Raw genomic sequence first — 12917 nt, forward strand, 5'->3', positions numbered from 1 at the left:
ATATGCCTCAAGGACAGGCCGGATGTCACCCCTAGATCGCAGGCGCACCGCCCTGAAACGCATTGCCGCTGGCATAGTCGCAGGGGGCTTCCTGCATGTTCAGATGCAGGTCATGCCCGGTGAAGGGATGGGCGCGCGCAAGTTCCTCGTCCACCTCGATCCCCAGGCCGGGGGCGTCGGGCGGGATCACAAATCCGTTATCGACCCGGATCGAACCCTTGATCAGCGCATCGTGGAACGGGGTTTCGATGCTTTCGAGCAGCAGGATGTTCGGGATCGAGGCCGCAAGCTGGATATTGGCCGCCCATTCGATCGGCCCCGCATAGAGATGCGGCGCCATCTGGGCGTTGAACAGCTCGGCGATGGCGGCGACCTTCTTCATCTCCCAGATGCCGCCCGCGCGCCCCAGTGCCGGTTGCAGGATCTCGGCCGCGCCCGCGCGCAGAACCGCGCCAAACTCGGCTTTGGTGGTCATGCGTTCGCCGGTGGCTACCGGGATGCGCACGTTGCGGGCGACACGGGCCATGTCCTCGATATTGTCGGGCGGGGTCGGCTCCTCGAACCAAAGCGGCGAGTAGGGCTCCAGCGCCTGTCCCAGCCGGATGGCTCCAGCCGTGTTGAACTGGCCGTGGGTGCCAAAGAGCAGGTCCGCCTTGTCGCCCACCGCCTCGCGGATCGCCTTGCAAAAGGCGACCGAAAGCGAGATGTCGGTCATCGCCGGCATGTGGCCGCCCCGGATCGTGTAGGGGCCGGCCGGATCGAATTTTACCGCGGTATAGCCCCGCCGGACCATCTCGGCAGCACATTCGGCGGCCTGGTCGGGCGAGGTCCAGAACGGCCCAATCTCGTGATGCGGCAACGGGTAGAGATAGGTATAGGCGCGGATACGCTCGTTCATCCGTCCGCCGATCAGCGCATGGACGGGCCGGTCGCGATCTTTGCCCAGAATGTCCCAGCAGGCGATCTCGAGGCCCGAGAAAGCGCCCATCACGGTCAGGTCGGGACGTTGGCTAAAGCCGCTGGAATAGGCGCGGCGGAACATCAGTTCGATATTCTCGGGGTTTTCGCCGGCCATGTGCCGGTCGAACACGTCTCGGATCACATGGGTCATCGCCTCTGGTCCGACCGAAGAGGCATAACATTCGCCCCAGCCGGTGATACCGGAATCGGTGGTCACCTTGACCAGGATCCAATAGCGTCCGCCCCAGCCGGGAGCAGGTGGCGCCGTGATGATGATATCGAGATCTTGCAGCTTCATCGCGTACTCCATTAAGGGGGCGGAGGCAAAAAATTGAAAATTTTTTGCAGGCAAATTTTCGGGGAAAATTTGCCGACAGTCTCCGGCATCAGGTGAACAGGATCACGTTGCGTTTGGCGCTTCCGGTGCGGGTGTCGGCGATGGCTTCGTTGATCTGTTCCAGCGACCAGCGGCCAGAAATCAGCTCGTCGAGTTTCAAGCGGCCTTGCTGGTAGAGGTCGATCATCCACGGGATATCGCGCTGGATCACCACGTCACCCATTTTCGAGCCGATCAGCCCGTGTCCCTGGAACGAGGCGCTCATCGGTTCGTATTGCGCCATGGCACCGGCATGTGGCATGCCGATCATCACTGCCCTGCCGCCCCAGCCCAGGTATTTGGGCGCCTCGTCATAGGCGCGCACCGCACCGACCGTGACCAGCACCGCATCGGCGCCGCGCCCGCCAAGCGCCTTGTAGGCCGCGCGCCAGGGTTTCGGGCTGGTGGCGAGCACGCCATGGGTGGCGCCGAACTCGCGGGCGATTGCCAGCTTCTCTTCGGTCATGTCTACCGCGACGATGCGACGGGCGCCGGCGATGCGGGCGCCCTGGATGGCGTTCAGCCCGACGCCGCCGGCGCCGATCACCACCACGTCCTGACCGGCGCGCAGCCGGGCGGCGTTGACCGCTGCTCCGACCCCGGTGATCACCCCGCAGGAGAGCAGACAGGCCACGTCTCGGCCCATATCATCGGGGATCCTGACGATCTGGCGCTGGCTGACCACCACTTTCTCGGCAAAGGCGCCACAGGCCATGGCCTGTAGCAGCGGTCCTTCGTCCGCGGTGCGCAGCGGCCCCTGTTTCACCCCGTCATAAGGTGTGTCGCAGATGGTGGGCTGACCGCCTGCGCAATTGGCACAGCTGCCACAGGCGCGGATCAGAGTGACCACCACCGGATCGCCGGGCGCAAAGCCCACAACACCCGGACCCACGGCCGACACGGTGCCTGCCGCCTCGTGCCCATAGACCGCCGGCAGATGCCCGCCCCAGGCGCCATCGGCATAGGAGATGTCGGAATGGCAGATCGCGACCGCGTCCAGCGTCACCTCGACCTCGCCGGTACCGGGCGGGGCAAGCAACACCTCTTCGATCACCAGCGGTGCGTTGAACTCATGGCAAACGGCGGCGCGGATTTTCTGCATCCCGGCTCTCCTCGGCATTTCTTTACCCTACGGTGGACCGCGGCGCTCGGTGCGGCAAGGTGGAAACCGGCAAAGATACGTCGCTATTACGTCACGGCAGTCCGCGTGCGCAAAAAGATTACCAACCCTGCCGCCATCAATGCCAGCGCGACGAGGAAAGGCGCACCGGGCAGGTAGACCGGTGCCTGTGGTCCGGTAAAGCGGGCGAATACGCTGGCCATCAACAGGGGCGAAACGATCATCGACAGGGCATGTACGGCGGACATCACCCCTTGCAGCGCGCCCTGCTGGTCATCGGCGACGCTGCGCGACATGATCGCCTGCAAGGCGGGCGGGACCACCGCACCCATCGCGGTGATCGGGATCAGGATCAGCGCAAGCGTGCCGCTGGCGATGAAGGCGAGCAAGCCGAAACCCACGAAGTCGAACAGCTGACCCCAGATCACCGTGCGGCGCTCGCCAATGCGGCGGGTGATATGCGGTAACAGCCCACCCTGTACCACCGCCATCAGGAAGCCGAAGATACCCAGCGACAGGCCGATCATCTTAGGCGACCAGCCGAACCGCTCCTGCGAGAAATAGGACCAGATCGCCGGGTAGACATAGATCGCCACGGAATAGAGGAAATAGGCCCAGAGCAGCCCCTTGAGCCCGGGCACCTGGCCCAGCATGCGAAAGGCGCCCAACGGGTTGGCGCTGGCCCAGGAGAAAGCGCGGCGGGTGGCCGTCGTCACCGTTTCGTTCATCACGAAAAGGCCGAGGACAAAGTTCAGCCCGGCCAGAACCGCCGCCGCCCAGAATGGCGCGCGGGTGCCGAACTCGCCCAGCACCCCGCCCATCAGCGGCCCCAGCACAAAGCCGACACCAAAGGCCGCGCCCAGCATGCCGAAACGGGCGGCCTTCTGCTCGGGGCGCGAGACATCGGCCATATAGGCCGAGGCGGTGGCATGGGTGGCCGCCGTGATGCCGCCCACGATGCGCCCGGCCAACAGCAGCCAGATACTGCCCGCCACTGCCATCACCACATAGTCCAACGCCATGACAAAGAGCGAGACCAGCAGAACGGGGCGCCGTCCGAAGGCATCGGACAGGCTGCCGATGATCGGGCCGAACAGGAACTGCATCGCGGCAAAGGCGGTGCTGAGCACGCCGCCCCACAGCGCCGCGTCGGCCAGGGTGCCGCCTTTCACCTCGACGATCAGGTCGGGCATGATCGGCATGATCAGGCCGATTCCCATGGCGTCGATCATCACCGTCGCTAGGATGAAGAGAAAGGGCAGGCGCATTCTGAACCGTCCGGTTTAGTTTGCCAGACCCTAGCCGCGCCGGTCGGGCTTGAAAAGCCGCTAAGTGGCCCCTTGCGACCGGACCCGCACGGCAAAGGCACGGGCCTCGTCCGGGGCGGCGCCTAGCTGTTGGGCCGGACTGGTCAGCGCGGCGGCGTCCAGCTGTGGCCAGTCGCGCGCGATCAGGTCGCGCAGCGGCACCCGGCTTCCCATCGACTCGGCGCAGAGCGCCTTTACGGCGGCCTGCGCCTCGGGGCGAGGCAGGTTCGCGGCCAGCGCAAAGCTGACCGCCTCGGCATGGATGGTGCCAAAACCCATGTCGAGCGTGGCGGCCATGGTGTCGGGGCAGGGGGCCAGTCCGGGCAGCAGGCGCTGGGTGATCTGCACCGAGGACGCTGCGCCCAGCACGATCTGCGGCAGGCACATCCATTCGGTGAACCAGGCGGCACCATCGCGCTGATAGCGGTGTACGCCCGCGCCATGCAGCACCGCCAAAAGGCCCGGCACCTGCCGGGACAGCGCCACCAGCGCCGAGGGGCCGACCGGGTTCTGTTTCTGCGGCATGGTCGAGGACGCGCCGCCGCCACCCAGCGTGATTTCGGCAATGCCGGTCTGGGTCAGTTCGATGGCATCCTCGCCCAGCTTGCCAAGCGCCAGCGCGATGCGGGTGCACCAGTCGGCGAGCCGCAGCACAGCGGTGCGGTCGGTGTGCCAGCTGCGCCCGGGATCGGTAAGGTTCAGAAGCTGGGCCAGATCACCGCGCAGCCGCGCCGCCTCGGGGCCCAAAGCGGCGGCGGTGCCGGCGGCGCCGGACAATGACACCAGCAGGCAATCGCGCCTGAGACCGGGCAATTCGCGCAACAGATCAAGCAGCGGCGCACCCCAGGCCGCCACCACCGCGCCAAAGCTGGTGGGGGTGGCATGCTGGCCATAGCTGCGGCCTGCCATGGGCAGATCGGCATGGGTTTCGGCCAGCCCCGCCAGGATTTCCAAGATCGCACCCAGATCCCGCTCCAGCACCGAAACCGCCTGACGCAGTCGCAGCATCAGGCCGGTGTCGATGATATCCTGCGAGGTGGCGCCCCAATGCACGTATTGCGCATGTTCGGGCGCCTGCATCTCGGTGCGAAAGGCGGCGACCAATGCCGGAACGCTGACCCCGTTTGAACCCGTCGCCTCGGCCAGGGCGCCGGGGTCGAGATGGATTTCCATCGCCGCGCGGTGAATGGCGCCAGCGCTCTCGGCCGGGATCAGCCCCAGCGCGCCTTGCGCCTTGGCCAGCATCCCCTCGACCAGCAGCATCGCGCGCAGCTCGGCCCCGTCGGTGAACAGCCGACCAGCATCGCCCGCAGGAAAAAGGCGCGCCAGATGCGCGCTGTCAAACACTGATGCGGCCATCAGAAATGTCCTTCGATCCGTGTCAGCAGCCGCGCCAGCCCCTGCGGGTCGGCAAAGAACGGCGAATGAGAGCTGTTCATGACATGGACACGGTCGGATGGCCAGTCCGCCGTCATCTCCTCCTGGTATTCGGGCGGAATCGTCCGATCCTCGGCGCAGCGTATATAGACCTTGGGCACGCCCTCAAACCGGTCGGACAGGGTCAGCGGTGTCTCTTGCGGGGCAATCGCCTGCGGGCAGAGGCGGGGCTGAGCGTAATGCACCCGCTCGGGTCGGCAGTCGTGATAAAAGAGATCGGCGACCTTGTCGGGATCGACGGTATAGGACAACCCGTCCTCGGATTTCACCACCGCCTCGGTCAGGGTCTGGCGTGGCGCGCGTTTGCGCATCTCGACCATCGACAGACCCGAGCGGGGCACATAGGCGCAGAGATAGATCAACCCGCGCATCGCGTCAGGGTTTCGTTCAGCAGCGGCGCTGATCGGATAACCGGCCCAGCTGTGGCCCAGGATCAGGGTGTCGGCTGTACTGGCGTCCAGCACCGCGTCGCGACAGCTGTCCAGTGTAACCTCGTTGATCGGAGTCACGTCCGACCCATGGCTGGGCATGTTGATGGCGCGCACCGTGTGGCCGCGCTCCTCCAGCGCAGGGATAAGGTCGCGCCAGCACCACGCCCCGTGGCAGGATCCGTGAACCAGAAGAAAATCGGCCATGTCCGTGCCCTCTCAGATATGGCCCACGTCGTGCAGGAACTGCACGAGGCGTTTGGCATAGGCTGCGGGGTGTTCGACACAAGGCAGATGCCCGGCCTTGCGGATCAGGTGGAATTGCGAACCGGGGACCAGATCGACGGTTTCACGCACCAGATCCGGCGGGGTGGAGCCGTCCTCGTCCCCGGCGATGCCCAGGGTCGGCAGCCTGAGGCCGCTTGTGGGGGTATAGAAATCGGTGCCCGCGATGGCGGCGCTGCACCCGGCATAGCCCTGCGCCGGTTGCCGGACCAGCATGTTGCGCCAAAGGGTCAGCTCGGGCGTGGTGCGGAACCCGCGCGAGAACCAGCGTTCCATCACGGCATCCGCCAGAGCCTCGATCCCGCCTGCGGTGACGGCGGCGATTCGATCCTGCCACATCTCCTTGGTGCCGATCTTGGCGGCGGTGTTCGACAGAACCAGCGCGCGCACCTGATCCAGCCGCTTGACCGCCAGCCCCTGTGCGATCATGCCACCGATCGACAGGCCCACCACAGCCGCCTCACGAACCTCAAGCATGTCCAGGAGCCGCTCGGCATCGCGGACAAGCGTGCCCATGGCATAGGGCCCGTCCGGCGCGTCGCTCAGGCCGTGGCCGCGCTTGTCATAGCGGATCAGTCTTAGCCCCGCGGGCAGATGAGGCAGGATCGGATCCCACAGGCGCAGATCGGTTCCCAACGAGTTAATGAACAGCACAGGTGCGCCTTCGGGGTCGCCATCGACCCGGTAATGCAGCCTGATATCCCCCAGATCCGCGATCCGCATGTGGCAGCGACTCCCCTTTCCAGTGTGGAACCAGGCTAGGGCCTTACGCAGGGGAAGGTAAAGCTCCCTGACGCCGCATGGCGTCATTTTTCCTGTGGATGGCCCGTTCAGGCAAAGCGCTCTAACGCAGTGCGAAACACCGCCGCGTCGACATTGCCGCCCGAGGCCACGGCAATCACGCTATCTCCTTCGACCTGATCGACGTGAAACAGGGCCGCTGCAAGCGAGACCGCACCGCCCGGTTCCAGCACGATCTTGAGCCGCAGAAAGGCCAGCGCCATGGCCCGCAGGGCATCGTCCTCACTCACCGCCAGGCCGGGGCCGCAGAGCCGGCTGAGGATCGGAAAGGTGATCTTGCCCGGTTCCGGCGTCAGGATCGCGTCGCAGATATTGCCGGTTTCCGAAGTGTTGCGGCTGACGGTTCCGCTGGCGAGTGAGCGTTTCACATCGTCAAACCCCTCGGGCTCGACCGGGCGCGCGCGCAGCCCTGGTGCGCGGGCCTCCAGCGCCAGTGCCACGCCCGAGGTCAACCCGCCACCGCCGCAACAGACCAGTACATCTCCGCTGTCGACGCCCAGTTCACCCGCCTGTTCGGCCAGTTCCAGCCCCACACTGGCCTGACCGGCGATCACCTGCGGTTCGTCATAGGGCCGGATCAGCGTCAATCCGCGTTCACCGGCCAGCGCGGTGCCGATCTCTTCACGGCTTTCGCGGCCCCGGTCATACAGCACCACCTCGGCCCCCAGCGCCCTTGTGTTGTCGATCTTGAGTCGGGGCGCATCCGAGGGCATCACGATCACCGAGGCGATGCCATGCAACGTCGCCGCATGGGCGACCCCCTGCGCGTGATTGCCCGAGGAATAGGCGATGACGCCGCGGGCGCGCGTCTCGGGGTCCAGTGCCGAAATGGCCGACCAGGCGCCGCGAAACTTGAAGCTGCCGGTATGTTGCAGGCATTCGGGTTTCACCAGCACCCGGCGCCCGGCGATCTCGTCCAGAAAGGGCGAGGAGAGCAGCGGCGTGCGGCGGACATGGCCCGACAGCCGTGTGGCGGCGGCTTCGATCAGTTCAAGGGTGCTCATGCGGCCTCCAGAATGCGGCGGATCAGGTCCAGTGATTGCGGTTCGTCGAGAAAGGGAACATGGCCCCGGTCCGGCACTTCGGCCGAGATCAGACCGGGATGGCGGCGATGCATCTCGGCCACGGTGCCCGCGCCCAGAATATCGGAATTCGCCCCCCGCAACACGGCGGTGGGAATGTCGCGCAGCGCGTCGAAGAACAGCCACAGATCGGGGATCGCCCCGGTGGCGGCCTGATCCAGCAGCGCCTTGTGCAACCCGTCGTCATAGCGCAGCGCCAGCCCCTGGTCGGTGGCGGCATATTGGATCTCGGCCTGTTTGCGCCAGACCGAGAGCGGCACGCCGGGAAACTGAGGCTCCATCGCCTGTTTCAGCGCCAGCGCGGCCTGGTCATGGGTTTTCGAGACCGGTTTCTTGCCCACGTAATCCATGATCCGGGCGATGCCCGCCGGCTCGATCACCGGGCCGACATCGTTCAGGATCACCCCCGCCAGCCGGTCCGGATGGCTGGCCGCCAGTGCCATGGCGATCATGCCCCCGCGCGAGGTGCCCAGCACCGACACCCTGTCCAGCGCCAGATGGTCGAGCAGTTCGATGGCGTCATGGGCTTCGCGCAGGACGTTGTAATTGCGGTAATCGGGATCATAGTCGGACTGCCCCCGCCCGCGATAGTCGAGGCGGATCAGCCTCAGATCGGTCACATGCGGGCGCAGGAATTCGAAATCGCGGCTGCACCGGGTCAGCCCGGCGAGACAGAGGAGCGGTTGGCCGGTCCCCTCGTCCTCGTAGAACAGGCGCAGACCGTCGCTGGTGGTGAAGCTGGCCATTCAGACCCTCGCCAGTTTTGGAATGCCGGTCAGATCCGACAAGATATGGTCAGGGGTCCAGGGCAGCCGGTCCAGCGGCTCGCCCGCGCGGTTGACCCAGGCAGTGCGGAACCCGTAACCGGCCGCCGCCGCCGCATCCCAGCCGTTGGAGGACACGAACAGCACCGCATCGGGCGAGCAGCCGAACCGCTGGCCCACCAGGTCATAGACCCGGCGATCAGGTTTGAAGATGCCGACGCTTTCCACGGAAAGCACGTCGTCGAGCACATCGCCCAACCCGGCTGAGCGCACCGCGCCATCCAGCATGTCGGGCGACCCATTGGACAGGATCGCGGTTTCCAGCCCGGCGGCCTTGAGTGCGCGCAGCATCGCGGGCACCTCGGGATAGGCCTGCAATTGCCAGTAAAGGTCCAGCAACCGCTGGCGCAGCGCCGGATCACCGGTCAGCCCGACCACCTCGAGCGCCCAGTCGAGCCCGTCACCGGTCACCTGCCAGAAATCGGTATGAGCGCCGGTGATCGCGCGCAGCCAGCTGTATTGCAGCTGCTTCAGCCGCCAATGGCTAGCCAGCGCCTGCCAATGCGGGCGCAGGGCGGTGTTTTCGGGTTCATCCGCCGCCTGCCGGGCTGCGGCGGAGACGTCGAAAAGTGTGCCATATGCGTCGAACACGCAAGTGGTGATGGGCATCGGGTCCTCCTTACCGTGAGCAGGTTCTCATATGTTCGTATTGTGAGAAAGTGCCGGGGTTTACTTTGTTGTGACAAGGCTTAGTCTGCGCGACTGAAGGTTATTTTTATTGGGAGAGGATATGTCTGAGGTTAAGAATGGCGATAAAGTGCGGTTCCACTACACCGGAACTTTTACCGATGGGACAGTCTTTGACAGTTCACAGAATCGAGAACCGCTGGAGATCGTCGTAGGCTCGGGCCAGATCATCGGTGGTCTCGACAACGCCCTTCCGGGTTTGAAGGTAGGAGAGACCAAGCGGGTCGAGGTACCGTTTCAAGAGGCATATGGCCCTATGGATCCAAGCCAGCGCCGCGATGTTGCACGCGATCGGATGCCAGAAGGGCTGGAGCTGGAGCCGGGGTTGAAGCTTGAGATGCGGCAACCCAATGGACCTGCTGTCGACGTCACGGTTGTAGAGGTCGGTGAGACGATGGTGACGCTGGATGCCAATCACCCATTGGCGGGCAAAGATCTGGTGTTCGAGGTGGAAATCGTTTCGATCAACTGAAAGAAGACGACCAACCCTTGCCGGGGTTGGTCGTTTTCAAAAGCGCGGGTGCCACCGCAGGCCAGGGTCTGTTGGCGTGTCCAGCGTGCTCTACATCGAGTCGGGTTGAGGCATACCCAGAACGTGGAAGCCGCCATCGACGCGGATGATCTCGCCCGTGGTGCAGGCGCCTGCGTCCGAAGCCAGATAGACCGCAGTACCGCCCACCGCCTCGAGCGTTGCGTTCGAGCGCAGTGGCGCGTTCTGGTCGCAGAACTTGAAGGTCTTGCGCGCACCGCCGATGGCGGCGCCGGCCAGGGTCTTCATCGGGCCGGGCGAGATCGCATTCACGCGGATCCCGTCGGGGCCCAGGTCATTGGCCAGATAACGGGTCGCCGATTCCAGCGCCGCCTTGGCAACGCCCATGACGTTGTAGTTCGGCACCACCCGGTTCGAACCCTGATAGGTCAGCGTCAGCACGGTGCCGCCATTTTCCTTCATCATCGGATAGGCGCGCCGCGCCACCTCGATCAGGGAATAGGCCGAAATATCCATCGAATGTTTGAAATTCGCCCGCGTTGTGTTCAGGAACCGGCCTGTCAGTTCGGACTTGTCCGAATAGGCGATCGCATGCACCAGGAAATCCATGGTCGGCCAGCGCGCGGCCAGTTGTTCGAAGGCGGCATCCAGCGACGCATCGTCGGTGACATCCGCATCGACCATGAAATCGCTGCCGACACTGGCGGCCAGCGGTTCCAGCCGCTTGCCAAAGGCCTCGCCCTGGTAGGTAAAGGCCAGTTCCGCCCCCGCTTCGTGCATCGCCTTGGCGATGCCCCAAGCGATGGACCGGTCGTTCGCGACCCCCATGATCAGGCCGCGTTTGCCCTGCAAAAGTCCCGACATCTGCCCTTACCCCCTGAACTTGCTCAGCACCATCGATCCGTTGGTGCCGCCAAAGCCGAAGCTATTGGTCATCACCGAATCGAGGCCGGCGTTTTCCACATATTGCGTTGCGACCTCGCCGGGCTGGATGCCTTCGGCCAGGGTCTCGACATTGATCGAGGGCGTGATGAAGTCATGTTTCAGCATCAGCAAGCAGAAGATCGCCTCGAGCGCGCCCGCAGCCCCCTGCGCGTGGCCGGTCATTGACTTGGTCGAGCTGATCGGAGGCACGCGACCCTCGCCGAACACGCGGCGCACTGCCTCGACCTCGCCCACGTCGCCGACCGGGGTCGAGGTGCCATGCGCGTTGATATAGCTGACCTTGCGGTCCTCGGGCAGGGTGGACACCGCCAGCCGCATCGCCCGTTCGCCGCCCTCGCCCGAAGGTGCCACCATGTCATGCCCGTCCGAGGTGGCGGCATACCCGGTCACCTCGGCATAGATCTTGGCACCCCGCGCCAGGGCATGCTCCAATTCTTCCAGCACCACGATGCCGCCACCGCCCGAGATCACGAACCCGTCGCGATCTTGGTCGAACGCGCGCGAGGCCTTCTCGGGCGTGTCGTTGTATTTCGACGACATTGCGCCCATCGCGTCGAACAGGCAGCTGAGTGTCCAGTCCAGTTCCTCGCCACCACCGGCGAACATCACGTCCTGCTTGCCCATCATGATCTGCTCGGCGGCATTGCCGATGCAATGCAGCGAGGTCGAGCAGGCCGAGGTAATGGAATAATTCAGGCCCTTGATCTTGAACGCGGTGGCCAGGTTGGCCGAGATGGTCGAGCACATGCATTTGGGCACCGCGAAGGGCCCGATCCGCTTGGTCGCGCCGGTCTTGAGCACGGTCTGATGCGCGCTCAGCATGGCACTGGTCGAAGGGCCGCCCGATCCGGCCACCAGACCGGTGCGCGGGTTGACGATCTGATCCTCGGTCAGGCCGGCGTCGGCGATGGCCTGTTGCATGGCGATATGGGCATAGGCCGCACCCGGCCCCATGAAGCGCAGCGCGCGCTTGTCCACATGCTCGGCGACGTCGATCTTGAGCGTACCAGCGATGCGGCTGCGGAACCCGTGTTCGGCCATTTCCTCGCTGGCGACGATGCCAGACCGGCCCGCCCTGAGCGAGGCGGTGACCTCTTCGGCATTGTTCCCGATGGACGAAACGATGCCCAATCCGGTGACGACGACACGGCGCATACGTGTACTCCCTTCGTTGCTTACGCCTTAGTAGGCTTTGAGGGATGGAGGTGCAAGATGGGGCATGATGCGAGATTTAGCGCTCGGCAAGCTCGCGCGTTCGTTGCCGTTGCCGTTTGATGTATGGCCCATCAACCATGTCCTCTGGGGGCAGATCGAGCAGGCAGTTTATGAACGCGGCCCAAGTGTCATCCTTCAGGTGGAAATCGCGCGGCATTAACGGTGATGCTGAACGCGCCTCCTCTCTGACGCGCTCGAAAAGAGCGCGACAGAAATCAGCTTTGGAGCCTCTGCTGCTGGCCAAGGCAGCAGCAGTTATGCTGTCGTCTATCTCGATCTCCGCGTTTTGCGCGTCGACCGCGATCTCGGCCGCAATATCGGAAAGGTCCGGCCAGTACTTCATATCGAACCTTGAAGTAAGAGCGTTCAGTTCCGGTTCGACATACCATTTGAAAGAATAGTTGTCCCGAGCCGCCCGGACGATCACATCTACAACGTGATGGTGTGTGTTGCTGCCAAAGGAATGGGAATTCTCTAGATCAGAACGTTCCTGCAAGAAATTACTCAGCCCGTTGGCTAGATCCGCGATCTTCTGGTTCACCTCAGCCAGCCGCGCTTTTGCTTCGCGCATCTCCTGAGAGCTGGCCGGTTCCCAGACGCAGACGGTGCAAAGCAAGGCGTCAACAAAAACGTCTGCGGCGCGATGGTCTCCCTTCAGGGCACAGGCCAGATCATCATAGGCGTCGAGCAACTCGGGGCGACGCTCTATCAACGTGTCCGCTATCCCCGGCCATCGAGGATAGATGTTCTTTTCCAGACAGTAATCTTTCTGCCTTTGGATTGCCGCTTCGCAAAACGCGGCGCTGTTCTTGGGTATGGACATGATTTGCCTCGATGTTTGTCGTAGCCTGGATACTACGCCAACACGAGGCAGAGGTCGGTACCCGTACACGAAAAAGAAACGCGCCTTTCGGGTACTCAATCCGTGAAAGGCGTGTTTGTTGTGTCGCGGGTTCGGGT

13 protein-coding genes are annotated in these 12917 nt (G+C 64.2%); 1 reads left to right on the top strand and 12 read right to left on the bottom strand.

Going from position 1 to position 12917, the window contains the following annotated elements:
- Positions 1 to 31: 31 nt before the first annotated feature.
- The 9 genes from MB818_RS16795 to MB818_RS16835 all read right to left on the bottom strand — a co-directional run bounded on the left by MB818_RS16795 (position 32) and on the right by MB818_RS16835 (position 9229).
- Positions 32 to 1258, bottom strand: coding sequence for a mandelate racemase/muconate lactonizing enzyme family protein (locus MB818_RS16795; RefSeq protein WP_238905800.1), 1227 nt, complete (start codon positions 1256 to 1258; stop codon positions 32 to 34).
- Between the two features lie 88 nt (positions 1259 to 1346).
- Positions 1347 to 2438 (bottom strand): Zn-dependent alcohol dehydrogenase, encoded by a 1092-nt coding sequence (locus tag MB818_RS16800; protein WP_238905802.1) that lies wholly within the window; start codon positions 2436 to 2438, stop codon positions 1347 to 1349.
- Positions 2439 to 2524: 86 nt separating this feature from the next.
- Positions 2525 to 3724 carry a TCR/Tet family MFS transporter gene (locus tag MB818_RS16805; protein ID WP_234168092.1) on the bottom strand — a complete coding sequence of 400 codons (1200 nt, stop codon included), beginning with the start codon at positions 3722 to 3724 and terminating at the stop codon, positions 2525 to 2527.
- 60 nt (positions 3725 to 3784) lie between these two features.
- The gene (locus MB818_RS16810; protein ID WP_238905804.1) at positions 3785 to 5122 is read right to left on the bottom strand and encodes a class-II fumarase/aspartase family protein; all 1338 of its coding nucleotides are present in this window, start codon (positions 5120 to 5122) and stop codon (positions 3785 to 3787) included.
- Positions 5122 to 5835 carry an alpha/beta fold hydrolase gene (locus MB818_RS16815; protein ID WP_238905806.1) on the bottom strand — a complete coding sequence of 238 codons (714 nt, stop codon included), beginning with the start codon at positions 5833 to 5835 and terminating at the stop codon, positions 5122 to 5124. The genes MB818_RS16810 and MB818_RS16815 overlap by 1 nt, the downstream gene beginning before the upstream one ends.
- Positions 5836 to 5847: 12 nt before the next feature.
- The gene (gene pcaD / locus MB818_RS16820; RefSeq protein ID WP_238905808.1) at positions 5848 to 6636 is read right to left on the bottom strand and encodes a 3-oxoadipate enol-lactonase; all 789 of its coding nucleotides are present in this window, start codon (positions 6634 to 6636) and stop codon (positions 5848 to 5850) included.
- A 107-nt stretch (positions 6637 to 6743) separates the two neighbouring features.
- Positions 6744 to 7718 (bottom strand): threonine ammonia-lyase, encoded by a 975-nt coding sequence (locus tag MB818_RS16825; protein WP_238905809.1) that lies wholly within the window; start codon positions 7716 to 7718, stop codon positions 6744 to 6746.
- Positions 7715 to 8542, bottom strand: a complete 828-nt coding sequence (locus MB818_RS16830) for an alpha/beta fold hydrolase (RefSeq protein WP_238905810.1) — start codon at positions 8540 to 8542, stop codon at positions 7715 to 7717. The genes MB818_RS16825 and MB818_RS16830 overlap by 4 nt, the downstream gene beginning before the upstream one ends.
- Complete coding sequence (locus MB818_RS16835; protein WP_238905811.1) at positions 8543 to 9229, bottom strand: haloacid dehalogenase type II; 687 nt, start codon at positions 9227 to 9229, stop codon at positions 8543 to 8545.
- 121 nt (positions 9230 to 9350) lie between these two features.
- Here MB818_RS16835 and MB818_RS16840 point away from each other — a divergent pair, with 121 nt between their 5' ends.
- A complete protein-coding gene (locus MB818_RS16840; RefSeq protein ID WP_234140279.1) occupies positions 9351 to 9779 on the top strand; it encodes an FKBP-type peptidyl-prolyl cis-trans isomerase in 429 nt (142 codons plus the stop codon).
- A gap of 90 nt (positions 9780 to 9869) precedes the next feature.
- Here MB818_RS16840 and MB818_RS16845 read toward each other — a convergent pair whose 3' ends face one another.
- The 3 genes from MB818_RS16845 to MB818_RS16855 form a co-directional block, all read right to left on the bottom strand.
- Positions 9870 to 10661 carry an enoyl-ACP reductase FabI gene (locus MB818_RS16845; RefSeq protein ID WP_234140276.1) on the bottom strand — a complete coding sequence of 264 codons (792 nt, stop codon included), beginning with the start codon at positions 10659 to 10661 and terminating at the stop codon, positions 9870 to 9872.
- A 6-nt stretch (positions 10662 to 10667) separates the two neighbouring features.
- Positions 10668 to 11897 (bottom strand): beta-ketoacyl-ACP synthase I, encoded by a 1230-nt coding sequence (gene fabB / locus MB818_RS16850; RefSeq protein WP_234140274.1) that lies wholly within the window; start codon positions 11895 to 11897, stop codon positions 10668 to 10670.
- Between the two features lie 76 nt (positions 11898 to 11973).
- On the bottom strand, positions 11974 to 12780 hold the full coding sequence (locus MB818_RS16855; RefSeq protein WP_234176911.1) for a hypothetical protein: 807 nt from the start codon (positions 12778 to 12780) through the stop codon (positions 11974 to 11976).
- Positions 12781 to 12917 lie beyond the last annotated feature (137 nt).

The sequence above is a fragment of the Ruegeria alba genome, assembly GCF_022321465.1.
Classification (GTDB): Bacteria; Pseudomonadota; Alphaproteobacteria; order Rhodobacterales; family Rhodobacteraceae; genus Ruegeria_B; species Ruegeria_B alba.

Excerpts from the sequence above, each read along its gene's own strand:
- MB818_RS16825 (WP_238905809.1), bottom strand. The coding sequence starts at position 7,718 with ATGAGCACCCTTGAACTGATCGAAGCCGCCGCCACACGGCTGTCGGGC.
- MB818_RS16840 (WP_234140279.1), top strand. The coding sequence starts at position 9,351 with ATGTCTGAGGTTAAGAATGGCGATAAAGTGCGGTTCCACTACACCGGA.
- MB818_RS16830 (WP_238905810.1), bottom strand. The coding sequence starts at position 8,542 with ATGGCCAGCTTCACCACCAGCGACGGTCTGCGCCTGTTCTACGAGGAC.
- fabB (WP_234140274.1), bottom strand. The coding sequence starts at position 11,897 with ATGCGCCGTGTCGTCGTCACCGGATTGGGCATCGTTTCGTCCATCGGG.
- pcaD (WP_238905808.1), bottom strand. The coding sequence starts at position 6,636 with ATGCGGATCGCGGATCTGGGGGATATCAGGCTGCATTACCGGGTCGAT.
- MB818_RS16835 (WP_238905811.1), bottom strand. The coding sequence starts at position 9,229 with ATGCCCATCACCACTTGCGTGTTCGACGCATATGGCACACTTTTCGAC.
- MB818_RS16855 (WP_234176911.1), bottom strand. The coding sequence starts at position 12,780 with ATGTCCATACCCAAGAACAGCGCCGCGTTTTGCGAAGCGGCAATCCAA.
- MB818_RS16815 (WP_238905806.1), bottom strand. The coding sequence starts at position 5,835 with ATGGCCGATTTTCTTCTGGTTCACGGATCCTGCCACGGGGCGTGGTGC.
- MB818_RS16795 (WP_238905800.1), bottom strand. The coding sequence starts at position 1,258 with ATGAAGCTGCAAGATCTCGATATCATCATCACGGCGCCACCTGCTCCC.
- MB818_RS16805 (WP_234168092.1), bottom strand. The coding sequence starts at position 3,724 with ATGCGCCTGCCCTTTCTCTTCATCCTAGCGACGGTGATGATCGACGCC.
- MB818_RS16810 (WP_238905804.1), bottom strand. The coding sequence starts at position 5,122 with ATGGCCGCATCAGTGTTTGACAGCGCGCATCTGGCGCGCCTTTTTCCT.
- MB818_RS16845 (WP_234140276.1), bottom strand. The coding sequence starts at position 10,661 with ATGTCGGGACTTTTGCAGGGCAAACGCGGCCTGATCATGGGGGTCGCG.
- MB818_RS16800 (WP_238905802.1), bottom strand. The coding sequence starts at position 2,438 with ATGCAGAAAATCCGCGCCGCCGTTTGCCATGAGTTCAACGCACCGCTG.